General features: G+C 66.7%; 24 protein-coding genes. 23 read left to right on the top strand and 1 reads right to left on the bottom strand.

Annotated features, from left to right (window positions below):
• Positions 1-641 precede the first annotated feature (641 nt).
• The 13 genes from RGUI_RS08815 (at position 642) to RGUI_RS08755 (ending at position 15,524) form a co-directional block, all read left to right on the top strand.
• Entirely contained in the window at positions 642-1,718 is a 1,077-nt protein-coding gene (locus tag RGUI_RS08815; protein WP_081532711.1) for an Mrp/NBP35 family ATP-binding protein, read from the top strand.
• A gap of 585 nt (positions 1,719-2,303) precedes the next feature.
• Positions 2,304-2,807 (top strand): division/cell wall cluster transcriptional repressor MraZ, encoded by a 504-nt coding sequence (gene mraZ, locus RGUI_RS08810; RefSeq protein ID WP_081532710.1) that lies wholly within the window; start codon positions 2,304-2,306, stop codon positions 2,805-2,807.
• A gap of 2 nt (positions 2,808-2,809) precedes the next feature.
• Positions 2,810-3,808 carry a 16S rRNA (cytosine(1402)-N(4))-methyltransferase RsmH gene (gene rsmH, locus RGUI_RS08805; RefSeq protein WP_081532709.1) on the top strand — a complete coding sequence of 333 codons (999 nt, stop codon included), beginning with the start codon at positions 2,810-2,812 and terminating at the stop codon, positions 3,806-3,808.
• A complete protein-coding gene (locus tag RGUI_RS08800) occupies positions 3,809-4,141 on the top strand; it encodes a cell division protein FtsL (protein WP_081532708.1) in 333 nt (110 codons plus the stop codon).
• A complete protein-coding gene (locus RGUI_RS08795) occupies positions 4,138-5,922 on the top strand; it encodes a penicillin-binding protein 2 (protein WP_081532707.1) in 1,785 nt (594 codons plus the stop codon). The genes RGUI_RS08800 and RGUI_RS08795 overlap by 4 nt, the downstream gene beginning before the upstream one ends.
• Positions 5,923-5,930: 8 nt before the next feature.
• A complete protein-coding gene (locus RGUI_RS08790; protein WP_081532706.1) occupies positions 5,931-7,418 on the top strand; it encodes a UDP-N-acetylmuramoyl-L-alanyl-D-glutamate--2,6-diaminopimelate ligase in 1,488 nt (495 codons plus the stop codon).
• Positions 7,415-8,863, top strand: a complete 1,449-nt coding sequence (gene murF / locus RGUI_RS08785; RefSeq protein WP_081532705.1) for a UDP-N-acetylmuramoyl-tripeptide--D-alanyl-D-alanine ligase — start codon at positions 7,415-7,417, stop codon at positions 8,861-8,863. The genes RGUI_RS08790 and murF overlap by 4 nt, the downstream gene beginning before the upstream one ends.
• Positions 8,863-9,948 (top strand): phospho-N-acetylmuramoyl-pentapeptide-transferase, encoded by a 1,086-nt coding sequence (gene mraY / locus RGUI_RS08780; RefSeq protein ID WP_081532704.1) that lies wholly within the window; start codon positions 8,863-8,865, stop codon positions 9,946-9,948. The genes murF and mraY overlap by 1 nt, the downstream gene beginning before the upstream one ends.
• A 24-nt stretch (positions 9,949-9,972) precedes the next feature.
• The gene (locus tag RGUI_RS08775; RefSeq protein WP_081532703.1) at positions 9,973-10,377 is read left to right on the top strand and encodes a hypothetical protein; all 405 of its coding nucleotides are present in this window, start codon (positions 9,973-9,975) and stop codon (positions 10,375-10,377) included.
• 62 nt (positions 10,378-10,439) lie between these two features.
• Positions 10,440-10,688 carry a hypothetical protein gene (locus RGUI_RS08770; RefSeq protein ID WP_081532702.1) on the top strand — a complete coding sequence of 83 codons (249 nt, stop codon included), beginning with the start codon at positions 10,440-10,442 and terminating at the stop codon, positions 10,686-10,688.
• Entirely contained in the window at positions 10,666-12,636 is a 1,971-nt protein-coding gene (locus RGUI_RS08765; protein WP_081532701.1) for a tetratricopeptide repeat protein, read from the top strand. The genes RGUI_RS08770 and RGUI_RS08765 overlap by 23 nt, the downstream gene beginning before the upstream one ends.
• A gap of 61 nt (positions 12,637-12,697) precedes the next feature.
• Complete coding sequence (murD, locus tag RGUI_RS08760; RefSeq protein WP_081532700.1) at positions 12,698-14,122, top strand: UDP-N-acetylmuramoyl-L-alanine--D-glutamate ligase; 1,425 nt, start codon at positions 12,698-12,700, stop codon at positions 14,120-14,122.
• 229 nt (positions 14,123-14,351) lie between these two features.
• Positions 14,352-15,524 carry a type III PLP-dependent enzyme gene (locus RGUI_RS08755; protein ID WP_172841114.1) on the top strand — a complete coding sequence of 391 codons (1,173 nt, stop codon included), beginning with the start codon at positions 14,352-14,354 and terminating at the stop codon, positions 15,522-15,524.
• A gap of 9 nt (positions 15,525-15,533) precedes the next feature.
• On the opposite strand, the gene RGUI_RS08750 is transcribed toward RGUI_RS08755, so the two are convergent.
• Positions 15,534-16,685: a DUF2235 domain-containing protein gene (locus tag RGUI_RS08750; RefSeq protein ID WP_081532698.1), complete on the bottom strand. Its 1,152-nt coding sequence runs from the start codon at positions 16,683-16,685 to the stop codon at positions 15,534-15,536.
• Between the two features lie 177 nt (positions 16,686-16,862).
• Here RGUI_RS08750 and RGUI_RS08745 point away from each other — a divergent pair, with 177 nt between their 5' ends.
• From RGUI_RS08745 to ftsA, 10 genes are all read left to right on the top strand, one after another.
• Entirely contained in the window at positions 16,863-18,029 is a 1,167-nt protein-coding gene (locus RGUI_RS08745; protein WP_081532697.1) for a putative peptidoglycan glycosyltransferase FtsW, read from the top strand.
• Positions 18,026-19,120 (top strand): glycosyltransferase, encoded by a 1,095-nt coding sequence (locus RGUI_RS08740; RefSeq protein WP_081532696.1) that lies wholly within the window; start codon positions 18,026-18,028, stop codon positions 19,118-19,120. Before RGUI_RS08745 ends, RGUI_RS08740 begins: the two co-directional genes overlap by 4 nt.
• A gap of 29 nt (positions 19,121-19,149) precedes the next feature.
• Complete coding sequence (gene murC, locus RGUI_RS08735) at positions 19,150-20,547, top strand: UDP-N-acetylmuramate--L-alanine ligase (protein ID WP_081536031.1); 1,398 nt, start codon at positions 19,150-19,152, stop codon at positions 20,545-20,547.
• Positions 20,548-20,560: 13 nt separating this feature from the next.
• Positions 20,561-22,195: a hypothetical protein gene (locus tag RGUI_RS08730; RefSeq protein ID WP_081532695.1), complete on the top strand. Its 1,635-nt coding sequence runs from the start codon at positions 20,561-20,563 to the stop codon at positions 22,193-22,195.
• A 31-nt stretch (positions 22,196-22,226) separates the two neighbouring features.
• Entirely contained in the window at positions 22,227-22,481 is a 255-nt protein-coding gene (locus RGUI_RS08725) for a DUF2484 family protein (RefSeq protein ID WP_081532694.1), read from the top strand.
• Positions 22,478-22,765 carry a hypothetical protein gene (locus RGUI_RS08720; protein ID WP_081532693.1) on the top strand — a complete coding sequence of 96 codons (288 nt, stop codon included), beginning with the start codon at positions 22,478-22,480 and terminating at the stop codon, positions 22,763-22,765. The genes RGUI_RS08725 and RGUI_RS08720 overlap by 4 nt, the downstream gene beginning before the upstream one ends.
• Positions 22,765-23,694, top strand: a complete 930-nt coding sequence (gene murB, locus RGUI_RS08715; RefSeq protein WP_371587348.1) for a UDP-N-acetylmuramate dehydrogenase — start codon at positions 22,765-22,767, stop codon at positions 23,692-23,694. Before RGUI_RS08720 ends, murB begins: the two co-directional genes overlap by 1 nt.
• Positions 23,695-23,778: 84 nt before the next feature.
• Positions 23,779-24,657 carry a D-alanine--D-alanine ligase gene (locus RGUI_RS08710; RefSeq protein ID WP_253799029.1) on the top strand — a complete coding sequence of 293 codons (879 nt, stop codon included), beginning with the start codon at positions 23,779-23,781 and terminating at the stop codon, positions 24,655-24,657.
• The gene (locus tag RGUI_RS08705; RefSeq protein WP_081532690.1) at positions 24,645-25,523 is read left to right on the top strand and encodes a cell division protein FtsQ/DivIB; all 879 of its coding nucleotides are present in this window, start codon (positions 24,645-24,647) and stop codon (positions 25,521-25,523) included. The genes RGUI_RS08710 and RGUI_RS08705 overlap by 13 nt, the downstream gene beginning before the upstream one ends.
• Complete coding sequence (gene ftsA, locus RGUI_RS08700; protein WP_081532689.1) at positions 25,520-26,854, top strand: cell division protein FtsA; 1,335 nt, start codon at positions 25,520-25,522, stop codon at positions 26,852-26,854. The genes RGUI_RS08705 and ftsA overlap by 4 nt, the downstream gene beginning before the upstream one ends.
• The last annotated feature ends 34 nt before the right edge of the window (positions 26,855-26,888 follow it).

Below are 26,888 nucleotides of genomic sequence, written 5' to 3'. Positions count from 1 at the left end.
TCCTGACCGCTTGCGAAGGAGTATTGACGAACGTGCTTTAGAATAAGTTACAGAAAACCCAGAAAGCGTTTTTTCGCTTGGATACCTGCGCCTTGGCGGCGTATTGGGCGCGCGGCCTGACCGGCATGTCCTTGGAAAAAAGGAACGGCGACGCCAGGGAGGAGGAGGCGCCGCCGTCTTGTCAACGGCGGACAGTCAGGGAGGAGGAGACGTCCCGCCGTATTCGGATAGGATGCAAGGTCTGCACCCCGTATCGTAAAAAAGCGGCGACACCTGGGAGGAGGTAGGTGTCGCCGCGAGATGAGGAAACCCAGGGAGGAGGAGGGGTTTCCCGATCGTTCGTGCGGCCGATGTCTTGACCGGACCTTCTGTCCCGTCAGCGTCAGACCAGTAGATTTCAACCGTTTCCCGTTGGCAGCCCGTCCCGCCGCCGTTGATCTGAAGATACGCTTATGCTGCGCTTGCACAATGGCTTGCGGGGTAAATGCCGCCATGCGGAAGATGCATAAGTGTTGCTGACATTTCTGTGGGCGCTTTGCGGGGCGCTGCTGCAAGATCGTGCAGGCGTGAAACGCCCTTGCCCTTTTTCCGGGGCTGGCCAAGTAATTCCCATGACGGATTGGTTAAGAAAAGGAAGCCCCATGCCCGTTTCTCGCGAAGATGTTCTGGCCGCCCTGTCCCGAATCGCGCTGCCCGACGGGGGGGATCCCGTGGCGCGCGACATGATCCGGGCGCTTTCGGTCGAGGGCGACGTCGTCAAGTTCGTGATCGAGGCGCCGGATGCGGGGGTGGCGGCCCAGATGGGGTCTGTGCGGGCCGCGGCACAGGCGGCGGTAGAGGCGCTTGCGGGTGTCACCAAGGCGTCGGTCGTGCTGACTGCCCATGGCGGCGGGCAGACGCCGCCCAAGGATCCCCCGAACCTGAAGATCGGGCAACACCCCACGCCCGAGGCCGGGCCGGAGAACCCGGCGGGGATCGACCGCATCCTCGCGATTGCCTCCGGCAAGGGCGGCGTCGGAAAATCGACGGTGGCCAGCAACCTCGCCGTGGCCCTGGCGCGCAAGGGCCGGCGGGTCGGTCTGCTGGATGCCGATATCTACGGGCCGTCCCAGCCGCGGATGATGGGCGCCACGCGTCCGGCGTCCTCGCCCGATGGCAAGCGGATCGATCCGCTGAAGCTGCACGGGGTGACGATGATGTCCATCGGGCTGATGCTGCCAGAGGACGCCGCGCTGATCTGGCGGGGGCCGATGCTGATGGGCGCGCTGCAACAGCTTCTGGGGCAGGTGAACTGGGGCGAGCTTGATGTGCTGATCGTCGATCTGCCGCCGGGGACCGGCGATGTGCAACTGACGCTGTGCCAGCGCACGAAGATGACCGGCGCCATCGTGGTATCCACACCGCAGGACGTGGCGCTTCTGGATGCGCGCAAGGCCATCGACATGTTCGGCAAGCTCAAGACGCCGATCCTGGGGCTGATCGAGAACATGTCCACCTATGTCTGCCCCAATTGCGGGCATGAGGCGCATATCTTCGGCCATGGCGGGGTCGCCGCCGAGGCAGAGAAGATGGACGTGCCGTTCCTTGGCGCGCTGCCCCTTGCGCTGGACGTGCGGCTTGCGGGCGATTCCGGCACGCCGGTCGCGCTGGGCGAGGGCCCCGTCGCGGATGCCTATGGCCAGATTGCGGATCGGCTGATCGGCGGCGGAATGGCCTGAACCCGGCATGGGAATTCATGGCACGGGGTGGCTGAAAGGCTGCCCCGTTCCGATTCGTGCGCTCTGGCACGCGAAAATCGCGCTCCGCGGATGGTTTGATGCGGGTGGCCGGAGAGTGTTGGGTTGAATCCGATGAGTATCTGGGAATTCATGGAACCCAAGCGTGTATGGTCATCTGCGCAAGATTTTGACGATTCAGGCGATTGGTGCCACACAGGTTGTGCTAGATTGGCAAGTTCGGACCGCTCTTGGTGGGCGGAGCGGTCGCATTCCGACCTGAAAACGGCTTTGTTAAGGCAAAATCAGTTGATTTCCATGAATTCCCGTGGCATCCCTGAGTCATCGGATGACGACGGGCAGTGATCAACAGGGGCACCAAGACCCCGCGGTAAGTCAGGTTTCATACAGGCCCCCGCCGTTTTCGACCAAAGAAGATCCGGCGCGCTGACGAGCAGATCCCCCCAAGGTGACACGCGCAGTCGGACATCCCGAAACGGGACGAGGGCGGCGGATTGGGCACTGGCAGCAGCTCAATCCGCCGTTTTCGTACCCGGCGGATGGTGAGGCAAAAGGAGCGTCGATCCGGTGGCGCGCAGGTTCAGAGGCGAAAGCCACCACAAGGTGGATGCAAAGGGGCGGGTCTCGATCCCCGCCCTGTTTCGCCGCGTGCTGGAAGCCCGCGACCCCGACTGGACGGACGGCCTGCGCCCGCAACTCGTCATCGTCTATGGCGACCACCGCCGGAAATACCTCGAATGCTACAGCATGGAAGAGATCGAGGCGGTTGACGACAAGATCTCCACTATGCCCCGCGGGTCGCAGGAACGGCGCCTGCTGGAGCGCCTGTTCCAGACCCAGTCCTATCCCACCGAGGTCGATAATGATGGCCGCCTTGTCCTGCCGCAGAAGCTGCGGGAAAAGATCGGGCTGGAGGGCGAGGCGCTGTTTCTGGGGGCCGGCGAGACCTTCCAGATCTGGAAGCCAGAGACCTTCGAGTCCGAGGAACTGGCCAAGACCGAGGCCTGGCTTGACGACCAGCCCGACGATTTCGATCCGCTGACCCTTCTCGATCAGGCCGAAGGGGGCTGACGATGCCCGCCGCGGACCGCCCGACCCCCGACGCGCCGCCTCATATCCCCGTCCTGCTGCGCCCGCTGCTGGAGGCCGTGGCGCCGGTCAGCGGGGTCTGGCTGGATGGAACCTTTGGCGCCGGGGGCTATAGCCGCGGCCTGTTGGAGGCCGGGGCCGACCGGGTGATCGCGGTCGATCGCGACCCGATGGTGTTCGACATGGCGCAGGGCTGGGCCGCGGGGTTCGGCGACCGGCTGACCATGGTCGAAGGTACGTTCTCGGGGATGGATACCTATACCGACACCGCGCTTGACGGCGTGGTGCTCGACCTCGGCGTGTCATCGATGCAACTCGATCAGGCGGAGCGGGGGTTTTCCTTTGCCAAGGACGGCCCGCTCGACATGCGCATGGGGGCGGATGGCCCGACGGCCGCCGATCTGGTCAACGATCTGCCCGAAAGCGCGCTGGCCGATATTCTGCACTATTATGGCGAGGAACGGGCCGCGCGGCGGATTGCCCGCGCCATTGTCGCCGCCCGTGCCCTTGCCCCGATCACGACGACGATACACCTGGCGGAGATTGTCGCCGGCTGCTTGCCGCGCCCCCGCCCGGGGCAAATCCATCCGGCAACGCGCAGTTTTCAGGCCATCCGCATCGCGGTGAACGACGAACTTGGCGAACTTGTCGCCGGTCTGGAGGCCGCGGAACGCGCGTTGGCGCCGGGGGGCAAACTGGCCGTCGTGACCTTCCACTCGCTGGAGGACCGGATCGTCAAACGCTTCCTCCAACTTCGCTCTGCCACCAGCGCGGGCGGCAGCCGCCATGCGCCGGAAATCCGGCAGGATGCGCCGCGCTTCACGCTGATGACACGCCGTGCGGTTGGCCCGGATCAGGATGAAACGGCAACGAACCCCCGGGCGCGGTCTGCCAAGCTTCGGGTTGCCCGCCGGACGGAGGCGCCGGCGGGTCCGGCCGACCGTGGCAAACTCGGCCTGCCCAAGATCATGGAGACGGGATAGATGCGCAGCCTTTTCTACGCTCTGACCGCGCTTTGTGTGATGGCACTGGCCTTCTGGGCTTACCGGGAAAACTACCTGACACAGCAGGCACTGGACGAGGTCGAGGCGCTGAACCTCGAAATCGGCCAGTTGCGCGAAAGCCTTGCCATCCTGAATGCCGAATGGGCCTATCTCAACCGTCCCGACCGCCTGCGCGCGCTGGCCGAGATCAACTTTGCCCGGCTGGAGCTTTTGCCGCTGACGGCAGATCAGTTCGTGGATATCGAGCAGGTCGCCTATCCGGTGGCAGAAGAAGCCCTCGTCGGGGAAGACACCGGAGAGACGTTGCCATGATCCGCAAACCGCTTCGTCCATTGGCCCGGATCCTGCAGGCGCGGGCACGGGGCGAAAACCCGGACGCCATCGAACGCGAAAACCTGCGCTTGCGCCACGAACAGATGCGGGACAAGGCGCGGCTGAGGGCCGAGGGGCGTCTTCTGGTGCTGGGCGTGATGTTCCTGGCGGCCTTCGCAGCCGTTGGCGGGCGCATGGGCACGCTGGCCGCCTCCCACCCGTCAGAGCCGCGGTCGGTCCGCTCCGGCCCATCCATCGTGGCGCAGCGGGCCGACATCACGGACCGCAACGGCAATATCCTTGCCACCAACCTTGCGACGCATTCCCTGTATGCCCAACCGCCGTTGATGGTGGACCCCGAACATGCGGCCCGGCAACTGGCGGAGATCTTTCCCGATCTCGATGGGGCGCGGCTGCTGAAGGACTTTACCGGCAAGCGGAAATTCGTCTGGATCAAGCGCCGGATCAGCCCCGAGCAGATGCAGCAGGTGCACGACATCGGCGATCCGGGGCTTCTGTTCGGCCCGCGCGAGATGCGGCTTTATCCCAACGGGCGGCTTGCCTCTCACGTTCTGGGTGGGTCGGGTTTCGGGCGCGAGGCCGTGAATTCGGCCGAGGTGATCGGCGTGGCGGGCGTGGAAAAGACCTTCGATGCCTATCTGCGCGACCCGGCCAATGGCGGGGCGCCCCTGCGGCTGTCGCTGGATTTGACCGTGCAGGCGGCGGTGGAGCGTGTGCTGGCCGGCGGCATGAAGCTGATGAACGCCAAGGGCGCCGCGGCGATCCTGATGGATGCGCAGACCGGAGAGGTGATCTCACTCGTCTCGCTGCCCGATTTCGATCCGAACGAGCGGCCCGCACCGCTGACCGAAGGCGACGCCTCCGACAGCCCGCTGTTCAACCGGGCGGTTCAGGGGGTTTATGAACTCGGCTCCACCTTCAAGGCCTTCACGCTTGCGCAGGCGATCGAGGAGGGGTTGGTGCGGCCCGAGACGATGATCGACACCAAGGGCCCGCTGGTCTGGGGCAAGTACCGCATCCGGGATTTCCACAACTACGGCCCGCAGTTGTCCGTGCGAAAGGTTCTGGTGAAAAGCTCCAACATCGGGACGGCGCGGATTGCCCAACGGATCGGGGCGGCACGGCAGCGGGAATTTCTGGACAGTCTCGGCTTTCTGGAACCCACACCGCTTGAAATTCTGGAGGCCGCGGGCGGCAAGCCGTTGGTCCCGGCCAATTGGTCCGAGATCTCGACCATGACGATTTCCTATGGGCACGGGCTGTCGGCCAGTCCGCTGCACCTGGCCGCGGGATATGCCGCGATCGCCAATGGCGGCTACCGGGTGCGGCCCACGCTGATCGCCGGGCGCGGCGCGCGCGGCGAACGCGTGATGTCGGAACAGACGGCCAGCGCCATGCGCGAGATGCTGCGCGCCGTGGTGGAGGAAGGCACGGCCTCTCTGGGCGAGGTTCCGGGCTATCGCGTCGGCGGCAAGACCGGGACGGCCGACAAGCCCAAGCCGACGGGCGGCTACTACAAGGACAAGGTGATCGCGACCTTTGCCAGCATCTTCCCCGCGGATGACCCCGAATATGTGCTGGTCGTCACGCTGGATGAGCCGGAGGATCTGACCGGGCCGAAGCCGCGGCGCACCGCGGGCTGGACGGCGGTGCCCGTCGCGGCCGAGGTGATCCGCCGCGTGGCCCCCCTTCTTGGGTTGCGGCCGGAGATTGAACCCGACCCGTCGCTCGCGCTAACCCTCTCTGGCAACCGGGGGTAGAAGAATCGATGACAGGGCGCAGACGGGCATCGCTGGCGGACTTGGGGCTCAGGGCCAAGGGCGGCCGCGAGGCGTCGATCACGGGGCTGGCGCTGGACAGCCGCGAGGTAAAGCCCGGTTTCCTGTTCGCGGCCTTTCCCGGCAGCCGGGTGCACGGGGCGGAGTTCATCCAGTTCGCGCTGCGCATGGATGCCGCGGCCATCCTGACCGATGCCGAGGGCGCGCGCATTGCCGCGGACGTGCTGGCCGAAAGCGACGTGGCGGTGATCCTGTCCGAAGACCCGCGCGCCGCCTTTGCCGGGGCCGCGGCGCTCTGGTTCGGGGCGCAGCCTGAAACCATGGCGGCGGTCACGGGGACCAATGGCAAGACCTCGGTGGCGCATTTCACCCGGCAGATCTGGGCCTTGCTGGACCACAGCGCCGTCAGCCTTGGCACCACCGGGGTCGAGGGCGCGTTCGAGGCACCGTTGGCCCATACCACGCCTGATGCCCTGACGCTTCACCGGCTTCTGGCCGACATGGCGGGGGAGGGCGTGACCCACGCGATCATGGAAGCCTCCAGCCACGGGTTGGCGCAGGCGCGGCTGGACGGCGTGATGCTGACCGCGGCGGGGTTCACGAATTTCACGCAGGACCACCTCGACTACCACGCCGATTTCGACGCCTATTTCGCGGCCAAGGCCGGGTTGTTCGACCGGGTCCTTTCGGACGATGGCACCGCGGTCCTGAATATCGATGATCCCAAGGGCGCGGTCTTGCAGGCCCGGGCCGAGGCGCGGGGCCAGGCCGTGATCACCGTCGGCACCGATGACGCGGCTGATCTGCGCATCGCCGGGCAGCGCTTCGACGCGACGGGGCAGGAGGTTCGGTTCGACTGGAAGGGGCAAGCCCGGCAGGTGCGGCTGGACCTGATCGGCGGATTTCAGGCGCAGAACGTGGCGCTGGCTGCGGGGCTGGCAATCGCCTGCGGAGAGGACCCTGCGCAGGTCTTCGACTGCCTTGGCGATCTGCAGGGCGTGCGCGGCCGGATGCAACTGGCCGCCACCCGTGACAACGGTGCGGCGGTGTTCGTCGATTACGCCCACACCCCCGACGCGCTGGCCACCGCGCTACGGGCGCTGCGCCCCCATGTGATGGGCCGGATCGTCGTCGTCTTCGGCGCGGGCGGCGACCGCGACCGGGGCAAGCGCCCGCTGATGGGGCAGGCCGCGGCCGCCCATGCCGATGTGGCCTATGTCACCGACGACAACCCGCGCTCGGAAGAGCCCGCCGATATTCGCGCCGCCGTTCTGGAAGGCTGCCCCGAGGGTATCGAGGTTGGCGACCGGGCCGAGGCGATCCTGCGCGGGGTCGACGCGTTGGGGCCGGGCGATGCGCTGCTGATCGCCGGCAAGGGGCATGAGACCGGGCAGGTTGTGGGCGACACGGTCTATCCCTTCGACGACGTGGAACAGGCCAGCGTTGCGGTGGCCGCGCTGGACGGGCGGGTGTCATGAGCGTGCTGTGGACAGCGGCAGAGGCCGCGGCGGCGACCGGTGGGCAGACCTCGGGCGACTGGGCGGCAAGGGGTGTGTCCATCGATACCCGAAGCCTGCAACCAGGCGATCTGTTCGTGGCACTGAAGGACCAGCGCGACGGGCACGACTTCGTCGCCGATGCGCTGGCCAAGGGCGCGGCCGCGGCGCTGGTGTCTCGTATCCCCGAGGGCGTGGCGCAGGACGCTCCTCTGCTGATCGTGCCGGATGTGCTGGCGGCGTTGGGCGCGCTGGGCCGGGCCGGGCGGGCGCGCAGCCGGGCGCGGGTCGTCGGGGTCACCGGGTCGGTCGGCAAGACCTCCACCAAGGAGATGCTGCGCGCGGTGCTGGCGGGGCAGGGCCGTGTTCATGCGGCCGAGGCGAGTTTCAACAACCATTGGGGCGTGCCGCTGACACTGGCGCGGATGCCGGCGGATATGGATTTCGCGGTGATCGAAATCGGCATGAACCATCCGGGTGAGATCGCCCCGCTGACGGCGATGGCCCGTCCGCATGTCGCCCTGATCACCACGATTGCCGCGGCCCATCTTGAGGCGTTCGAGGATCTGGACGCCATCGCCCGCGAGAAGGCCGCGATTTTCGAGGGGCTTGAAAGCGACGGGGCCGCGGTCTGTCCCGGCGATCTGGAGGTCAGCCCCCTGTTGCTGAAACAGGCCGCCAAACGTGCCGCGCGGACGATAACCTTCGGCGCGCAGAAGGGCTGCGATTTCCGGCTGTCGAGGATCGACATCCACCGAAGCTCGACCGTGGTCGAGGCACAGGCCTTCGGCGAGGATCTGCTGTTCAAGATCCAGTCGGCCGGGCGGCATTTCGCGACCAATGCGCTGGGCGTTCTTGCGGTGGCAGAGGCGCTGGGCATCGACCGGGCCGTCGCCGCCTGCGATCTGGCCGCATGGGTGCCGCCCGATGGGCGCGGCGCGCGGCTGACCGTTTCGCTTGATATCGTCGACGACCGGATGGCGTTTGAACTGATCGACGACGCGTTCAACGCCAACCCCGCCTCGATGGCCGCCGCGCTGGAGGTTCTGGCGGTCGCTGAGCCAAAGGACGATGTCGGCCGCGTCGCCCGTGGCCGGCGCATCGCGATCCTTGGCGACATGTTGGAACTGGGGGCCGAGGAATCCGCCATGCACGCCGCGCTGGCCGATCTGCCCGCCATGGGGCGGGTCGATCTGGTGCATTGCGTGGGTCCGCGCATGCGGGCGCTCTATTTCGGGTTGCCGCTGAAAAAGCGCGGGCAGTGGTTCGACGAGGCCGCGCCCCTGGCGCAGAAGGTCCACCACCTTGTCGATGCCGGCGATGTCGTGCTGGTCAAGGGGTCCAAGGGCAGCCGCGTGTCGATCGTCGTTGACGCGCTGAAGAAACTGGGACAAGGCGTGCCGCGCGACGACGAGGAGAGTTCCTGATGCTGTATTGGTTGGCCGATCTTTCCGACGGCGGTGGTGTCTTCAACCTGTTCCGCTATATCACCTTCCGCGCCGGTGCGGCCTTCTTCACCGCGCTTGTGTTCGGGTTCCTGTTCGGCCGGCCGCTGATCAACCTGCTGAAGCGGCGCCAGAAGAACGGCCAGCCGATCCGGGAGGACGGCCCGCAAAGCCATCTGGAAACCAAGGCGGGCACGCCCACGATGGGGGGCGTTCTGATCCTTGGCGGGCTGATCGTGTCGACACTGCTGTTTGCGCGGCTCGACAACCCCTATGTCTGGATCCTGCTTTTCGTGACGCTGGCCTTCGGCGCCATCGGGTTTGCCGACGACTATGCCAAGGTGTCGAAGAACAACACCAAGGGGGTGCCGGGACGGGTGCGGTTCGGCCTTGGCCTTGCCATCGGGGCGTTCGCCGGGCTGATGGCGGCCCTTGTCCATCCCGAGGGGCTGAGTTTTCAACTGGCCTTCCCGATCTTCAAGGACACGCTTGTCAATCTGGGGGTCTTCTTCGTGCCCTTCGCCATGATCGTGATCGTGGGCTCGGCCAATGCCGTGAACCTGACCGACGGGCTGGATGGCCTTGCGATCATGCCGGTGATGATCGCGGCTGCCACGCTGGGCGTGATCGCCTATGCGGTGGGCCGGGTCGACTTTACCGAGTATCTCGACGTGCACTACGTGCCGGGCACCGGCGAGATCCTGATTTTCACCGCAGGGTTGATCGGCGCGGGGCTTGGCTTCCTGTGGTATAATGCCCCACCTGCGGCCGTCTTCATGGGCGATACGGGCTCTCTGGCCCTTGGCGGGGCCCTTGGTGCGATCGCCGTTGCGACCAAGCATGAGATCGTTTTGGCCATAGTAGGCGGGCTTTTCGTGCTTGAGGCGCTGTCGGTGATCATCCAGGTGGCCTACTTCAAGGCGACCGGCAAACGTGTGTTCCTTATGGCACCCATCCACCACCACTTTGAGAAGAAGGGATGGGCCGAACCCCAGATCGTGATACGGTTCTGGATCATCAGCCTGATCCTTGCGCTGATCGGGCTGGCCACGCTGAAGGTCCGCTAAAGGACCCGGTAGGAGTCGAGGGACATGCAAGAAATGCAGATGAAACTGGTGGATGAATCCTTCTCCGCGGACAAGCCGGCCAAGGCCGCCGACAAGCCGTTCCACGCGGTCACGCCGAACGTCAACCTCAAGGCCTGGGACGGCGTGCCGCCCTATGCGGTCTGGGCGTTCTTCGGCTACCTGCTGGCGCTGGCGGTGCTGTTCTCTGGCCAGGTCGTCCCCTATTGCGAGGCAAACTTTGCCCGCCCGCAAAACTGCGCGCCGCTGTTTGAAAAGATCGCCCCCGTGGCGCTGGCCGGCATCGTGCTGGCCCCGGCCATCGGCGGCGCGGTGCGCCGGATGGGCGGCAACCGCGCAACCGGCCTCGCCTTCGCGCTGGCCGTGACGGTGCTGCCGCCGCTGATCCTCGGCTGGAAGGTGATCTTCTGAGGGACGTCTTCCTTTTTCGCAATCCCCGGTAGACTGCCGGAGGGTGAGTGGGGAGGTGTGCGATGCAGGCTGCGCTGGATTGGGTGAACCAGAACCAAGCGGTGATCATGATAGCTTTGGCCGCCGCGACATTGATCGCGACGGTCTTAGGTTTGCGGTATCCTGCGGTTCGCAGGCGGCTCGGGTTGAAAATCCATCGCTCGGACAGAGTCGATGTGGCCGCGACGGACAAATCCGAAACGGATATCCGCATCGGGCGCAGCAAGGACGTGAAGGTTCGGATCGGCGGTGACCGGGAAACCGACGCATAAGGTCGAGATCAACCGGTCCGAGAATATCTCGGTCGCGATCAATGATATTGCATCGTATGAGGCGCATGTCACCCGCCGGGTCGAGAAACGGGAGGCGGAGCTTCGCGAGCTGTTTGATGCCCAGCTTTCGGCGAGCGAAGCGGTGCAGGCCGAACAGCGCAGCCAGATCGCCATATTGCGCGAGCAGATCGACACGGACCGTGCCCGCCTGCGCGATGCCGAAGCATCCTTTGCGGAATACAAGGCCAAGATTGCCGAACTGGAAAAGCTGCTGGAAGACTCCCCCGCCGAGATCGGGGAAAACCGCATCCGCGATGCGCAGGCGGCGATGGCGGCGGGGGATTTCAGCAAGGCCGACGAGATTTTCGCCGAGGTGGAAGAGCAGGAGGCCGCGGCCGTCAAACGCGCGGCCGAGGCCGCCTTTGGCCGCGGGCTGATCGCCGAGGAACAGGTGCGCTGGTCCGAGGCGGCCGCGCATTTCGAAAAGGCCGCGCGGCTGGATCCGACCGATGAGACGCTCGGGAAAGCAGGTGAATTCCTCTGGCGCATGGGGCGGTATCGGGAGGCCATCCGGCATCAGGACGCGGCGGTCGCGCTCTGCCGGGCCATTTTCGGCCCGGAGGATGCCCGCACGGCGGAGGCCGTAGATAACCTTGCAGGGAGCTATCACGATGCGGGCGATTTCGCGCGGGCGGAGCCGCTTTACCGCGCGGCGCTGGCGGTTCGGGAGCAGGCACTTGGCAAGGCGCATCCGGACACGGCGGGTTCCCTCAGCAACCTCGCCGGGTTGCTCGGTGAGACCGGGCGGTATGAGGAGGCGGAGCCGCTTTACCGCGCGTCGCTGGCGGCTCGGGAGCAGGCACTTGGCAAGGCGCATCCGGACACGGCCACCTCGCTCAACAACCTCGCCGAATTGCTCTACGCGACCGGGCGGTATGCGGAGGCAGAGCCGCTTTTCCGCGAGGCGTTGGAGGTCACGGAGCAGGCGCTTGGCAAGGCGCATCCGGACACGGCCACCTCTCTCAACAACCTCGCCCTGTTGCTCTCCGCGACCGGGCGGTATGAGGAGGCGGAGCCGCTTTACCGCGAGGCTTTGGAGGTCTTGGAGCGGGCGCTTGGCAAGGCGCATACGAACACGGCGGCCGCGCTCAACAATCTCGCCCTGTTGCTCTCCGCGACCGGGCGGTATGAGGAGGCGGAGCCGCTTTACCGCGAGGCTTTGGAGGTCTTGGAGCGGGCGCTTGGCAAGGCGCATACGAACACGGCGGTCGCGCTCAACAGTCTCGCCCTGTTGCTCGACGCGACCGGGCGGTATGAGGAGGCGGAGCCGCTTTTCCGCGAGGCTTTGGCGGTTCGGGAGCGGGCGCTTGGCAAGGTGCATCCGGACACGGCGACCGCGCTCAACAACCTCGCCGCGTTGCTCTACGCGACCGGGCGGTCTGCGGAGGCAGAGCCGCTGTACCGCGAGGCTTTGGCGGTTCGGGAGCGGGTGCTTGGCAAGGCGCATCCGGACACGGCGGGTTCGCTCAACAACCTCGCCGAATTGCTCCGCGCGACCGGGCGGTATGAGGAGGCGGAGCCGCTCTACCGCGAGGCGGTGGCGGTGGTGGAGCGGGCGCTTGGCAAGGCGCATCCGGACACGGCGACCGCGCTCAACAACCTCGCCGGATTGCTCCACGCGACCGGGCGGTATGAGGAGGCAGAGCCGCTTTTCCGCGAAGCGCTGGCGGTTCGGGAGCGGGCGCTGGGCAAGGCGCATCCGGCCACTGCGACTTCGCTCAATAACCTCGCCGAATTGCTCCGCGCGACCGGGCGGTATGAGGAGGCGGAGCCGCTTTACCGCGAGGCGGTGGCTGTCCTGGAAGCCGCCCTTGGCCCAGACCATCCGAGCACGCAGCAGGTGCGCGGCAACCTCGAAACCTTCCTCGCCAACCGCCCCACCCCCTGACCACCGCTTGCACCGCCCCGCCGGCGCGGGCATCGTCGCGGCGACCATGAAGGGGTGAGGCATGATTCCGGTACGGGGTGTGACGGGGGCGCGGGTGGCGGTGCTGGGCTTGGGGCGGTCGGGCCTGTCGGCGGCGCGGGCCTTGCGCGCGGGCGGGGCCGAGGTTCTGCCCTGGGACGACTATGAAGCCGCGCGGGAGGCCGCCCGGGCCGAGGGGTTCGAACCCGTCGACCTGTCGAAACCCGGCGCGTTCGACAACGTGGCCGCGCTGATCGTTAGCCCCGGCATCCCGCATTTCTACCCCGCGCCCAACCCGGTGGTCGCCGCCGCATGGGCCGCAGGCGTGCCGGTCGACAACGATATCGGCCTCTTCTTCCGCTCCCTCGCCATCGAGCGGTGGGAGGAATACGACACCACCCCGCGGGTGATCGCCGTGACGGGCTCCAACGGCAAATCGACCACGGCGGCGCTGATCCACCATGTTCTGACGGCCTCTGGCCGGGAAAGCCAGCTTGCGGGTAATATCGGGCGGGGCGTTCTGGATATCGATCCGCCTGGCGATGGCGGGGTCGTGGTGCTGGAGCTTTCCAGCTATCAGACGGAACTCGCCCGCGCGCTGACCCCCGATATCGCCGTCTTCACGAACCTGTCGCCCGACCACCTTGACCGGCATGGCGGGCTGGGGGGCTATTTCGCGGCCAAACGCAGGCTTTTCGCCGAGGGTGGGCCGGACCGGGCCATCATCGGCGTGGATGAGGCCGAGGGGCGGTTTCTGGCCAATCAACTGGCCGAAGGGCCGGGCGACGACCGGGTGATCCGTACATCCGCCGCGGCGAAGCTGTCAGGCCCCGGCTGGTCGGTCTTCGCGCGGAAAGGGTTTCTGGCGGAATGGCGCAAGGGGCGACAGGTGGGCAGCATCGATCTGCGGGCCGTCGCGGGCCTGCCCGGCGCCCACAACCACCAGAACGCCTGCGCCGCCTATGCCGCGGTGCGCTGTCTTGGGATCGGGCCGCGCCAGGTTGAACAGGCCTTCCACGGCTTTCAGGGGCTGCCCCATCGCAGCCAGACGGTGGCAGAGGTCGGCGGGGTGCGCTTTGTCAACGACTCCAAGGCCACCAACGCCGCCAGCGCGGCCCGGGCGCTTGCCGCCTTTCCGCGTATCCGCTGGATCTGCGGCGGGCTGGAAAAGGAAGGCGGGTTGGGTGAGCTGGTGCCCCAGTTCTGCCATGTCGCCAAGGCCTATGTCATCGGGCGCGAGGCCGCGGCCTTCGCCCTGCACCTGAAGGACATCCCGCACGAGGTCTGCACGACGATGGACGCCGCCGTCGCCCGCGCCGCGGCGGAGGCGGAGCCGGGGGACGTGGTGCTGCTGGCGCCTGCGGCCGCCAGTTTCGACCAGTACGACAACTTCGAACGCCGGGGCGAGGACTTCATCGCCCGGGTCGCGGCGTGGACAACGGCACAGGCAGAGGGTGCGCGCCCCTGACCGGGCAAGACGCAAGGACGGCACGCCGATCACGTCTGCGGGAAAAAACAGTCAACTTGTGCGCGGGGCCGGAATTCTTCTTGCACCGACTCAGTTTCGGCCCTATCTGCCGCGCGAAAGACGCCAACGCACGCGCCTCTGTCCCTCTTAACGATTGGGTTAAGTAGCGACGGTAACGTCTCCCTTGGAACTGAGCGGTCATATATGGCCGGGTCTATTGGAGATGACCATGTTCGCTACGCAAGCCGATTTCGTCGGCCGACGCTCTGTCTCTGTGCCCTCGCGTGTCGAGGAGTACATCCGTGCCAACGAATTTGAGCGTCCGACCCTGGTTCTGGACACCGATGTGGTGGCCGACCGGTTCCATGCGCTGCGCGCTGGGCTGGGCCATGCCGATATCCATTATGCCGTAAAGGCCAACCCTGCGCCCGAAATCATCGAGCGGCTGATCGATCTGGGGTGCCATTTCGATGCGGCCTCGCGTGCGGAGATCGAGCTTTGCCTTGGCCTTGGCGCGCCCGCCCGGGCGATTTCCTTCGGCAACACGGTCAAGCGGGCGACTGACATCGCCTTTGCGCATCGCGCCGGGATCGTTCTGTTTGCCGCGGATTCCGAGGAAGAGATCGACAAGATCGCCGCCCATGCCCCGGGCGCCGAGGTCTATATCCGTATCGTCGTGACGGCGAGCGAGGCAGACTGGCCTCTGAGCCGCAAGTTCGGCTGCGCGCCCGACAAGGTGCACGCGCTCCTGGCCCGCGCGACCGATGCCGGTCTGTCCCCTGTCGGCCTGTCCTTCCATGTGGGCAGCCAGACGCGCCGGGCCGCGATGTGGGTGCCGGTCCTGAACGAGGTGGCCGAGATCTGGCATGCCGCGCGCGAGGCCGGGTTCGATCTGGAGCTTCTGAACATCGGTGGCGGTTTCCCCGCCTTCTATGGCGAAGACATCGAACCCCCCGCATTCTATGCGGCCGAGGTGATGCGCCTTGTGGGCGAACGCTTCGGCGACGTGCCGCGCGTGATGGCAGAACCGGGCCGCGGTCTTGTGGCCGAGGCCGGGGCCATCGCGGCCGAGGTGTTGCTGGTTGCGCGCAAGTCCGAAACCGATACCCATCGCTGGGTCTATCTGGACATCGGCAAGTTTTCCGGGCTGGCCGAAACCATTGACGAGGCGATCCGCTATCAGTTCCTCACCGACCGGGACGACGAAGCGACGGGCCCCTGCATCCTTGCCGGGCCGTCCTGCGACAGTGCCGATGTGCTGTATGAGAACCGCCCGGTGCAACTGCCGCTGGGCCTGTGCGCCGGCGACCGGGTGATCATCCGCAGCTGCGGGGCCTATACCTCGACCTATGCCTCGGTCGGGTTCAACGGCTTCCCGCCGCTGGATGTCGTGGTGATCTGAGGGGGCGTTTCAGCCCCCGCAACCCTTCGTCAAATCGTCCGCGACCTTGCGCAAGGTCTTGGGCCGATACCCGGGCAGGGCGCACCACCGCGCCCTGGTCGAGGCATGCACGCGGTCGGCGCGGTCCGGCCCGGCGCGGTCACGTTCGTTCAGCGTCATGATCGAAGAGAAGACCCCCGCCTGCTTGACCGACTTGTTGTCAAGCGGGCCAGAGGGGTCCTGATCCTGCGCATAGGTCGCCATGGCGTCGGGCTCGAATTTCAGGCCGGCGTCGGTGGCCCCTTCGGCGATCCAGGTCAGCGCGGCATTCGACAGGACACAAATGTCGCCGCCGCCGCCCACCGATCCATGCGTGCCCGGAAACCATTCCTGCCGATAGGGGGCGGGCGTGTCGCGGTCGGCCCGCCTGTCGTTCAGGCTGTCGAGATTGTCCCAAAGCGCCGGCGGGAATGTCGCGCGCCGTTCGTCAACGGCCACCGCATGGCGGGCCGACAGCACGAGGCGGGACAGGTCGGTGTCGTGGAAATCGTATTTCGCGTTCACCATCCGGGCGAGCATGCCGTAATGCCCCGGCAGCCCAAGCGCCCCAACCGTGTCCCAGACCCCCAGATAGCGGATCTTGATCGGCGTGCCCGGTTCAAGGCCGTTGTCGCGACGCCACTCTTCCTCTTTCTCGCTGGTGGTCAGCGCGGGGTTGAGGCGGTGGCGGAACTTGAAGCTTTCGACATGGTCGGGATGGGTGGATTTGAGCCGGGAGCGATAGCGGTCGATCGCCTGCGGGATCTTGTCGGTGCATCCCGCCGGCGGGATCGACGACGCGCGGATGAGCCCGGCCAGCGACCGCGCCGTATAGGCGCCGCGGGAAAAGCCGAAGATGAAGATCTCATCCCCCGGACGGTGGGAAAAGGTGAGGTGGCGATAGGCTTCTTCCACATTCTCGGTCAGGCCCCAGCCGAAGGCGCCGCCCCCCAACCGGTCGATGAGCCGGGTAAAGGCCCCGCTGCCGCGGCCGGTGCCCACGCCCTGAACGTAGAAGAGTTCCTGAAAGATGCCGTCATCGGCCACCGGCTCCAGCGCCTGGGCCAGCTTGACAACGTTGGTGCCGTGCGGGGCATCGGCGCGATTCCAGGTGCCGTCGCAGAAAATCGCAATGCGTTTCATCGGGGTTCTCCCTGCGCTTTGGGGTAAGCGTAGCACTTGTGACCGGGCAGGGTAAGCGCCGAGATCGCGTGGTCGTGCCGGTTGGTCGCTTTGCGCTGGCACGAAAGCGCGGATTCCGCTATCCTGACGGCAGACCCGGAAAACGGGCTGAGCAGAGGCAATCGTGGCAGTGGCCCCATGACGGAGATGGTCTATGGCACCGCGCCCATTCGCGCGGGCGAGCCGGTCTTGCCGCGTTGGTGGCGCACCGTGGACAAGTGGACCTTGTCCTGCATCCTGATGCTGTTCGGTCTGGGGCTTTTGCTGGGGCTTGCGGCGTCGCCGCCCTTGGCCGCCAAGAACGGGTTGGACGCCTTCCATTATGTTCAGCGTCAGGCGGTTTTCGGCGGCATGGGTATGGTGGTGATGCTGGTCCTGTCGATGATGCCGCCCGATCTGGTGCGCCGTCTGGGGGTGATCGGCTTCTTCGCGGCCTTCGTGGCGCTGATGCTTCTCCCCCTTCTGGGCACCGATTTCGGCAAGGGGGCGGTGCGCTGGTATTCGCTGGGCTTTGCCAGCGTGCAGCCGTCGGAATTCCTGAAACCCGGCTTCATCGTGCTGGCCGCATGGATGATGGCCGCCGCGCAAGAGGTGAACGGCCCGCCGGGGCGCACGATGTCCTTTGCCATTGCGATGATCGTCGTTGCCTTCCTCGCCCTGCAGCCGGATTTCGGGCAGGCGGCGCTGGTTCTCTTTGGCTGGGGCGTGATCTGGTTCGTGGCCGGTGCGCCCTTCCTGCTGCTCGTCGGCATGGCGGGCGGCGTGGTGTTCATGGGCGTCGTCGCCTACCAGAACTCCGAACATTTCGCGCGGCGGATCGACGGGTTCCTCAGCCCCGAGATCGACCCCCGCACCCAGATCGGATACGCCACCAACGCCATTCAGGAGGGCGGCTTCTTCGGGGTCGGCGTGGGGGAGGGGCAGGTGAAATGGTCGCTGCCCGATGCCCATACGGATTTCATCATCGCCGTGGCGGCCGAGGAATACGGGCTGGTCCTCGTCGTCGGGATCATCGCGCTTTACTGCACCATCGTGCTGCGCTCTCTCTTCCGCCTGATGCGAGAGCGGGACACCTTCATCCGGCTGGCCGGAACGGGGCTCGCCTGCGTCTTCGGCGTGCAGGCACTGATCAACATGGGGGTCGCGGTCAAGCTGTTGCCGGCCAAGGGCATGACGCTGCCGTTCGTCAGCTATGGCGGGTCGTCCCTGATCGCGGCGGGCATCACCGTGGGCATGTTGCTGGCGCTGACGCGGACCCGCCCGCAGGGTGAAATCGGCGACCTGCTTCGGCGGAAGGGGGTATGATGGCGCCGCTTCTGGTCATCGCGGCGGGCGGCACCGGCGGGCACATGTTCCCGGCGCAGGCGCTGGCCGAGGCGATGCTGGCCCGCGGCTGGCGGGTAAAGCTGTCGACGGACGCGCGCGGCGCGCGCTATGCGGGCGGCTTCCCGGCAGAGGTGCAGATCGAACGGATCGCGGCCGACAGCCTTGCCCGCGGCGGGGTCGTGGAACGGGCCGTCGCGCCGTTTCGCCTGACCGCGGGGGTCGTATCCTCCGTCACGGGCATGCTGGGCGACCGGCCTTCGGTCGTGGCCGGGTTCGGCGGCTACCCTTCCTTTCCGGCCTTGTCGGCGGCGATTGCGCTGAAGCTGCCGCGGATGATCCACGAACAGAACGGCGTGCTGGGCAAGGTCAATCGTCTGTATGCCAAACGCGTGCATGCCGTGGCCTGTGGCACATGGCCGACCGACCTGCCCGAAGGGATAGAGGGCTGGCACACCGGCAACCCGGTGCGCGCCGCGGTGCTGGAACGCGCCGCTGCCCCCTATATCCCGCCCGGTGACTACCCGATGAGCCTTCTGGCCATCGGCGGCAGCCAGGGGGCGCGGGCGCTGTCCGATACCGTGCCCGCCGCCGTGGCCGCCCTGCCCGAACCCATGCGCCGCCACCTGCGCGTGGCCCATCAGGCGCGGGCAGAGGATGCCGAGCGCGTCATCGCGGTCTACGCCGCGGCCGGGGTGGAGGCCGAGGTGCGCCCCTTCTTCGACGACATCCCCACCCGTCTGGCAGAGGCGCAACTGGTGATCAGCCGGGCGGGCGCGTCCTCCATCGCCGATATCTCGGTCATCGGGCGGCCGGCGATCCTGATCCCCTATCCCTTTGCCACGGGCGACCACCAGTCCGCCAACGCCCGCGGGCTGGTCGAGGCCGGCGGCGCGATCCTGATCCCCGAATCCGCCCTTGACGCGGCCAGGCTTTCCACGCAAATCGCGACGGTTCTGGGTCAGCCGCGGGGCGCGGTGCAGATGGCCCATGCGGCGCTGTCCTGCGGGCGGCCGGACGCGACGGAACGGCTTGTCGAGATGGTAGAAGCGCTTTCGGGAAAGGAAGCCTGAGAATGAACCTTGCACGGAGTGGTGAGTGGATGAACGCGGTGACCAAGCTGCCGACCGATGTGGGCCCGATCCATTTCGTGGGGATCGGCGGAATCGGCATGTCGGGCATTGCAGAGGTGTTGCTCAACCTCGGCTACCGGGTGCAGGGGTCTGATCTGAAGGCGACGAAGATCACCGACCGGCTGAAGAAACTGGGCGCCACGATTTTCGAGGGCCAGCGCGCCGAGAATCTTGAAACCGCCCAGGTCGTGGTGATCTCCTCGGCGATCAAGCCCGGCAACCCCGAACTTGACGCGGCCCGGATGCAGGGTTTGCCGGTGGTGCGGCGGGCAGAGATGCTGGCCGAACTGATGCGCCTGAAATCGAACGTCGCGGTGGCCGGCACCCACGGCAAGACGACGACCACCACGATGGTCGCGACGCTGCTGGATGCGGGTGGGATCGATCCCACCGTGATCAATGGCGGCATCATCCACGCCTATGGCTCGAACGCCCGGATGGGGGAGGGTGAGTGGATGGTGGTCGAGGCCGATGAGAGCGACGGCACCTTCACCCGCCTGCCCGCGACCATTGCCATCGTCACCAATATCGACCCCGAGCATATGGAGCATTGGGGCGATTTCGATGCGCTGCGCAAAGGCTTCTACGACTTCGTGTCGAACATCCCGTTCTATGGCCTCGCCGTCTGCTGCACCGACCATCCGGAGGTTCAGGCGCTGGTCGGCCGCGTGACGGACCGCAAGGTGGTGACCTTCGGTTTCAACGCGCAGGCGGATGTGCGGGCGGTGAACCTGACCTACAAGGCCGGCACCGCGCATTTCGACATCGTGCTGCGGGCGGACGACATGGTGATCGAGGGCTGCACCCTGCCGATGCCGGGGGACCATAACGTGTCGAACGCGCTGGCCGCCGTCGCCGTGGCCCGCCATCTGGGCATGAAGGCCGATGAGATCCGCACCGCGCTGGCCGCCTTCGGGGGCGTCAACCGCCGCTTTACGAAGGTGGGAGAGGTGAACGGGATCACCATCATCGACGATTACGGCCACCACCCGGTGGAAATCGCCGCGGTGCTGAAGGCCGCGCGGCAGGCGACAGAGGGGCGCGTGATCGCCGTGCACCAGCCCCACCGCTATTCCCGCCTCGCCTCGCTGTTCGAAGATTTCTGCACCTGCTTCAATGAGGCCGATGTGGTTGGCATTGCCGAGGTCTATGCCGCCGGCGAAGACCCGATCCCGGGCGCAAACCGCGACGATCTGGTCGCCGGGCTGATCCGCCACGGCCACCGCCACGCCCGCGCGATACTCTGCGAGGACGATCTGGAACGGCTGGTCCGCGAACAGGCGGGCCCGGGCGACATGGTGGTCTGCCTCGGCGCCGGCACGATCAGCGCCTGGGCGAACGGTCTGCCGAAACGGCTGGAGGCATAGGGGCCACGGGGCGATGGTCGAGATCGCGGAGATCGTTGACGGGCAGAGCTTCCAGGCTTGGCTGAGGCAGGAAGACCTGCCGCAAGAGGCCATGGTCGCGCTGGCCCATCGCGCCGCGATGCGAGTTCTGCCGCTGTCCTGGGATGAATTTGAAACTGCAGTCTGGGCACATCAACGCGATTTGACGGTGCTGACGGCCTTTCGTCCACTAGTGACAAGTGCCTTGTTTGGGGGCGCAGGGCTTGCCGATGTCAAAGACCGGCTTGCCGCAGACGCTGCTGTGATGGCGACTATCGTTGCCACCGGCGCCTTCGCCGCCGTTGCTGGCGCTATTTCGGCCTCCGCAGCCGAGGATTTCGGCGCTGCCGCCGAAGCTACCTCTTACGCAGTTCAACATGCTGCAGTTGCCTACACTACAGCCACCGACCCTGCGTACTTCGCCGCACTTTCAGTCAATCGCGATATCGCCTGTGCGGATCATGCTTGGACGGCGCTCCGCAGCGATTGCGCGGAGGTTGACGACCTGCCTCACCTAATGGCCTGTGCGCTTTGGCACGACGAAAAGCCCCCTTTCGAGGACCGCTGGTTGCTGCTGCGCGACACCTACCCGCCCACCCATCCGGTCTGGGGTTTCTGGACCGGCTGGTATCAGCGCGCACTCGACGGCGGGGCACAAGACTGGGACCTGCTGTGCCAGATCGCGCTGCTGGACGGGGAGAAGGAGAACGGCAAGGCGTTCTGGGATGACCCCGAGCGCGTGGCCGAGGCGATCAGGCGGTTGCAGGAAGACGAGCGCACGCCGCTCGCCAAAGCCTACCCCGTCGATTTCACCTTCGATTCCCTGCTGCGCGTCATGCGGATGGTGGGCATTGACGACGACACTGCCCATCTGCGCGACCCGGCCGTGGTGCAGGCCTTCCTCGACGATTGCGAGGAACTGCGGGATACGCTGCGAAACTTCAACGATTTCGCGTTTGACCTGAAAGGCGGCGGGAACTTCGCCGGGGTTCTGCACCGCGCCTCGAAAAACGTGCTGGACGAATTGCAGCGCACGGAAGACATGACCCACTTGCGCGCGCGCCACCTCGTGCGCCTGTGCGGGCAGCTTGAAGCCTTTTCCAAGGAGGAAAAGGCGAGGGCCGATCTGGGTGAAACGCTGAGCAGGATGGTCGACGACTCGATTGCGTTGATGCAGGCGGTCACGCGAAAGCACTTTGGCCCATCCTACACCGCCCTTGCGCCCTTGGCCGACCTGTCGCTGGACCATGTCGATCAGGACGCGGTGGTCGAGTTGTTTGACCAGATGATCGCCCGGATGGAGGCCCTGCCCTCCAACGCCCTCGTCGCGCTCGACGCGGACGGCATGGCCGTGTTCCGCGACATGCTGCGCGAGGTGCGGGAATTCCGCGCCACCATCGCCGCAGCCACGACCGAGGCGTTCCGGGCCATCATGGAAGACCGTTTTGCCGAAAGTTTTGGCAGCACCGGCCTCGCCTTCGCGCGGTTCTGGGAAACTGCGTCCGGGGCTGCCGGGCATGCAGGCAAGGAGATGGACCGCGCCATCAAGCAGTACAAGCGTGTGAAGACGGCCAGCGATATTTATGATGCGCTTCAGGCGTTTCTGGATGCAGGCGGAACGGTGTCATGATGGACGGCACAGTTACACAAGGCCACCCCCGATGACCCTCTCCCTTATCCTCGCCTGTGTCTGGGTCGTGGTGGCCAGCGTCATCGCCGCGATGCCCGAACGCATCCACTGGCCCGCGGCCTATGGGCTGATCGCCACGGGGATTCCCTTGGTGGGGTATGTCACCTATCAGAACGGGCCGGTCTGGGGGTTGATTGCGCTGGCGGCGGGGGTCTCTGTCCTGCGTTGGCCGATCCTTCATTTTGGGCGCTGGCTGATCCGCCCGCGGGGGCGGGGCGGGGAATGACGGGGCTGTCGGTTCTTCTGGCCTATGCAAGCTGGGCGGCGGCGCCGCTGGTCGCCTATGCCGCGCTGGAACTGGGGCTTCGCCGCTCGCCCCGGGGGTTCGGGTTGCTGCTTGCGCTTTATTCCGCCGCGGTGTGGCTGGTCTGGGCGGCGCTGCGGGTCGAGGTCGACGGCGCGCCCTACGCCACCGTCGCGCCCTTGTCCGTGCTGGGCCCGTGGGCCGGTGTGATGGTTCTGTCGCTGGTGCTGTTCGCCGTGGGCGCCCGGATCGGGGGGGGCGAGTGATGGACCTGCCCCCGGTGCGCGGCGCCCTGACCCCGAAAAAGGCGCTGAGCGATCTGACATGGCTGCGCGTGGGCGGCCCGGCGGACTGGCTGTTCCAACCCGCGGATGCAGAGGACTTGGCGGATTTTCTGCGCGCGCTGCCCGGCGATGTGCCGGTGTTCCCGATGGGCGTCGGCTCCAACCTGATCGTGCGGGATGGGGGGCTGCGCGGCGTGGTGATCCGACTTGGCCGGGGTTTCAACGGGATCGCGGTGGAAGGGCAAAGGGTCACCGCCGGGGCCGCCGCGCTGGACGGCCATGTCGCGCGCAAGGCGGCGGCGGCGGGCATCGACCTGACCTTCCTGCGCACCATCCCCGGCGCCATCGGCGGCGCGGTGCGGATGAATGCGGGCTGTTACGGCCGGTACATGGCCGATGTGTTCGTCCGGGCCAAGGCCGTCAGCCGCAGCGGTGAGCGGTTGATCCTTGGCCCCGAAGACCTGAATTTCCGCTACCGTCAGACCGACCTGCCCGAGGGCTGCGTGATCGTCGAGGCGCTGTTGGAGGGGCCCATGGGCGACCCCGCGGCGCTGGAGGCCGCGATGGAGGAGCAGATCGCCAAGCGCGACGCGACCCAGCCGACGAAGGAGCGGAGTGCAGGCTCTACCTTCCGCAATCCGGCGGGGTTCAGTTCCACCGGGCGGGCCGATGACAGCCAAGACTTGAAGGCGTGGAAGCTGATCGACGAGGCCGGGATGCGTGGGGCCCGGCGGGGGGGCGCGCAGATGTCGGAAAAGCACTCCAACTTCCTGATCAACACCGGCGGCGCGACGGCGGCCGATCTGGAAAGGCTGGGCGAGGATGTCCGAAAAAGCGTTTTCCAAAATTCCGGGATTCAGCTAGACTGGGAAATCATGAGGGTCGGCGAACCGGCCCCGGAAAAAGACTGACAGACGGGGCCGAAGAACGCCCCGTGAGATGAGGCACAGGTGGCGGGCGAGTCGAGCAGGACAGCCCCCAGAGTGGCGGTATTGATGGGCGGACCCTCGGCAGAGCGCGAGGTGTCCTTGTCATCGGGGCGTGAATGCGCCGCCGCCCTGCGTGGGGAAGGGTTCGAGGTGATCGAACTGGATGCCGGGCAGGACCTGCCCGCGCAGCTTGTCGGGTGTGCGCCTGATGTCGTCTTCAACGCGCTGCATGGCCGGTGGGGAGAGGACGGCTGCGTTCAGGGCCTGCTGGAGTGGCTGCGGATTCCCTATACCCATTCGGGCGTTCTGGCCTCGGCCCTTGCGATGGACAAGCAGCGATCGAAAGAGGCCTACCGCGCCGCAGGGCTGCCGGTGGTCGAGAGCCGCCTGGCCTGCAAGGCAGAGGTGTCTGCCCGCCACGTCATCGACCCGCCCTATGTCGTGAAGCCCAACAACGAGGGGTCGTCGGTCGGAATCCACATCGTCCACGAGGCCGCGAATGCCCCGCCGCACCTGGATGCGGAGATGCCCGAGGTCGTGATGGTGGAAACCTACGCCCCGGGGCGAGAGTTGACGACGACCGTGATGGGCGACAGGGCGCTGACGGTCACCGACATCCTGACCGACGGCTGGTATGACTACGACGCGAAATACGCCCCCGGCGGGTCGCGCCATGTTCTGCCGGCGAACCTGCCGGCCGAGATCTTCGATGCCTGTCTCGACTATGCCCTGCGGGCGCATCGGGCGCTGGGCTGTCGCGGCGTCAGCCGCACCGATTTCCGCTGGGACGAGACGCGGGGCCTTGACGGGCTGATCCTTCTGGAAACCAACACCCAGCCGGGCATGACGCCCACATCGCTGGCGCCGGAACAGGCGGCCCATTGCGGCGTGTCCTTCGGGGCGCTGTGCCGCTGGATGGTGGAGGACGCCTCATGTGCGCGATGAGCAATCCGGCGCGCGATCCGGCGCCCTCGCGCTGGGCGTACCGGGCGCAGCGGTTGTGGTTGACCCCGGCCGTTCGCAGCGCGGTGCTGCGCGGCCTGCCGCTGGCGATTGCGCTGTCGGTGCCGCTGATCTGGCTGGCCGATGCCGACCGGCGCCTGATCCTGAAGGAAGAGGCCGAGAGCCTGTGGCGCCAGATCGAGACGCGGCCGGAATTCATGGTGCGGCTTCTGGCGATCGAGGGTGCCTCGCCCGCCGTGGATGCCGAGATCCGCGAGATGCTGCCGCTCGACTTTCCGATGTCGTCCTTCGATCTCGATCTGAAGGCCCTGCGGGACATGGTCGCCGACCTTGATGTCGTGAAGACCGCCGAATTGCATGTGCGGCCGGGCGGGATACTGGAACTGAAGCTGGTGGAGCGTGTTCCGGCCGTCGTCTGGCGCGACGGAACCGGCCTGTTCCTGCTGGACGAAACCGGGCGCCGGGTTGCGGCCGTGACAACGCGCGCGACGCGGGCGGATCTGCCGCTGATCGCCGGGCAGGGGGCCGACCGGAAGGTGGATGAGGCGTTGGGTCTGATCGCGGCGACCGGGCCGCTTCAGGGGCGTATCCGCGGGCTGGTCCGGCAGGGCGAACGGCGCTGGGACGTTGTGTTGGACCGCGACCAGCGCATCCTTCTGCCCGAAGACAGGCCTGTCGCGGCTTTGGAACGGGTGATCGCGCTGGACAAGCTGTCGGACATGCTGGCGCGCGACATATCGGTGGTGGACATGCGGAACCCGGCGCGCCCGACGGTGCGCCTGGCCCCGGATGCGGTCGAGGACCTCAGGCGCATAAGAAGACTTCAGTCAGGAGCACGCGACGGATGACCGACCTTTACCAGGCCCAGCGGGCGATGCGGCGCATGCGGCAGCAGGCCATGGATCGCGGCGTGATCGCCATACTCGACGTGGGCAGTTCCAAGATCACCTGCCTTGTGCTGCGTTTCGACCCGATCGAGCCGCGGGGCGGCGTGGAACAGATCGGCGCGCTGGCCGGGCAGTCCCGGTTCCGGGTCATCGGTGCGGCAACGACCCGGTCGCGCGGGGTGCGCTTTGGTGAAATCCACGCCATGCACGAGGCCGAACGCGCCATCCGCACCGTTGTTCAGGCCGCGCAGAAGATGGCGCAGGTGCGTGTCGACCACGTGATTGCCTGCCTGTCGGGCGGTGCGCCGCGGTCCTATGGGCTGGACGGGACGGTGGATGTTGCCGACCGGATGGTGACCGAGTCCGACGTCGCCCGCGTTCTGGCCGCCTGCGACATGCCCGAGATCGGACCGGGGCGCGAGGTCCTGCACGCCCAGCCGGTCAACTTCGCGCTCGACGACCGGTCGGGCCTGATCGACCCGCGCGGGCAGATGGGGCGGCAACTGGCCTGCGACATGCATCTTCTGACCGTGGGCGAGGGCGCGCTTCAGAACCTTGCCCATTGCATCCGCCGCTGCGACCTTGAACTGGCGGGGCTGGCGAACTCGGCCTATGTGGCGGGGATTTCCGCGCTGGTGGAGGATGAACAGGAGCTGGGCGCGGCCTGCATCGATCTTGGCGGCGGCGCCACGGGTATCTCGATCTTCCTGAAAAAGCACATGATCTTTGCTGACAGCGTGCGCATCGGCGGCGACCATGTGACCGCCGATATCTCGCACGGGTTGCAGGTGCCGATGTCGATGGCCGAGCGGATCAAGACCCTGTTCGGCGGCGTCGTCGCGACCGGCATGGATGATCGCGAGATGATCGACCTTGGCGGCAACAGCGGCGATTTCGAGCGTGACACCCGGACCATCAGCCGCGCGGAACTGATCGGCATCATGCGCCCGCGGGTCGAAGAGATTCTGGAAGAGGTGCGCGCGCGCCTAGACGCGGCCGGGTTCGAGCATCTGCCAAGCCAGCGGATCGTGCTGACCGGCGGCGGCAGCCAGATCCCCGGTCTTGACGGGCTGGCCGGCCGCATCCTCGGAAACCAGGTTCGGCCGGGCGGCCCCCTGCGCGTGCAAGGTCTGCCGCAATCGGCAACGGGCCCGGGATTTGCGGCCTCTGTCGGGTTGTGCCTGTTCGCGGCGCATCCGCAGGATGAATGGTGGGATTTCGAAATGCCCATCGAACGCTATCCGGCCCGGTCGCTGAAGCGCGCGGTGCGCTGGTTCCGCGACAACTGGTAAGCGGCGGTCGATCTTCCTCGAATCGTAAACGGAT

Origin of the sequence: Rhodovulum sp. P5 (genome assembly GCF_002079305.1) — a bacterium.
In the GTDB taxonomy this organism is placed as follows: domain Bacteria; phylum Pseudomonadota; class Alphaproteobacteria; order Rhodobacterales; family Rhodobacteraceae; genus Rhodovulum.
Note: the sequence above shows the minus strand (reverse complement) of the source record. Positions and strands in the feature narration are given on the sequence as shown.